Genomic DNA, 1,413 nt, shown 5'->3' with positions numbered 1-1,413 from the left:
GCCCATCCCAGGCGGTGGTTGTCCTGGGGTAAGCAGGTAGGAGGAGTGGTAGGTAAATCCGCCGCTTATTCAACTCCGAGATGTGATGCCGAGCCGATTGTGGCGAAGTGGGTGATCCTATGCTGCCGAGAAAAGCCTCTAGCGAGGAGCATGGCGGCCCGTACCCGAAACCGACTCAGGTGGTCAGGTAGAGAATACCAAGGCGATCGGGTGAACTGTGGTTAAGGAACTCGGCAAATTGCCCCCGTAACTTCGGGAGAAGGGGGACCTTTACTGGTGATGAGTCTTGCACTCGGAGCTGGTGGGGGTCGCAGAGGCCAGGGGGAAGCGACTGTTTACTAAAAACACAGGTCCGTGCGAAGTCGTAAGACGATGTATACGGACTGACGCCTGCCCGGTGCTGGAACGTTAAGGGGACCGGTTAGCTGCTTTTCGGAGTGGCGACGCTGAGAACTTAAGCGCCAGTAAACGGCGGTGGTAACTATAACCATCCTAAGGTAGCGAAATTCCTTGTCGGGTAAGTTCCGACCTGCACGAATGGCGTAACGACTTCCCCGCTGTCTCAACCGCAGACCCGGTGAAATTGCACTACGAGTAAAGATGCTCGTTACGCGCAGCAGGACGGAAAGACCCCGGGACCTTCACTACAGCTTGACATTGGCGTTTGGAACGGTTTGTGTAGGATAGGTGGGAGACTGGGAAGCCGCCACGCTAGTGGGGGTGGAGTCATTGGTGAAATACCACTCTGGTCGTTTTGAACGTCTAACCTGGGTCCGTGATCCGGATCAGGGACAGTGTCTGGTGGGTAGTTTAACTGGGGCGGTTGCCTCCTAAAGGGTAACGGAGGCGCCCAAAGGTTCCCTCAGCCTGGTTGGCAATCAGGTGTTGAGTGTAAGTGCACAAGGGAGCTTGACTGTGAGACCGACGGGTCGAGCAGGAGCGAAAGCTGGGACTAGTGATCCGGCGGTGGCTGGTGGAAGCGCCGTCGCTCAACGGCTAAAAGGTACCCCGGGGATAACAGGCTGATCTTCCCCAAGAGTCCATATCGACGGGATGGTTTGGCACCTCGATGTCGGCTCGTCGCATCCTGGGGCTGGAGTAGGTCCCAAGGGTTGGGCTGTTCGCCCATTAAAGCGGTACGCGAGCTGGGTTTAGAACGTCGCGAGACAGTTCGGTCCCTATCCGCTGCGCGCGCAGGAGACTTGAAAGGGGCTGTCCCTAGTACGAGAGGACCGGGACGGACGAACCTCTGGTGTGCCAGTTGTTCCGCCAGGAGCACGGCTGGTTGGCTACGTTCGGGAGGGATAACCGCTGAAAGCATCTAAGCGGGAAGCTTGCCTTGAGATGAGGTCTCCCACCCTGTGAGGGGGTAAGGCTCCCGGTAGACGACCGGGTTGATAGGCCGGAGGTGGA

At 57.7% G+C, this 1,413-nt stretch carries 1 rRNA gene; it reads left to right on the top strand.

The features are described 5' to 3' along the window. A 23S ribosomal RNA gene (locus IEZ08_RS39000) occupies positions 1 to 1,413 on the top strand; the annotation flags it as partial.

Source organism: Planobispora rosea, assembly GCF_014648175.1.
Taxonomy (GTDB): domain Bacteria; phylum Actinomycetota; class Actinomycetes; order Streptosporangiales; family Streptosporangiaceae; genus Planobispora; species Planobispora rosea.
The sequence above is the reverse complement of the archived record's forward strand: the minus strand, read 5'-3'. Positions and strand labels throughout refer to the sequence as shown.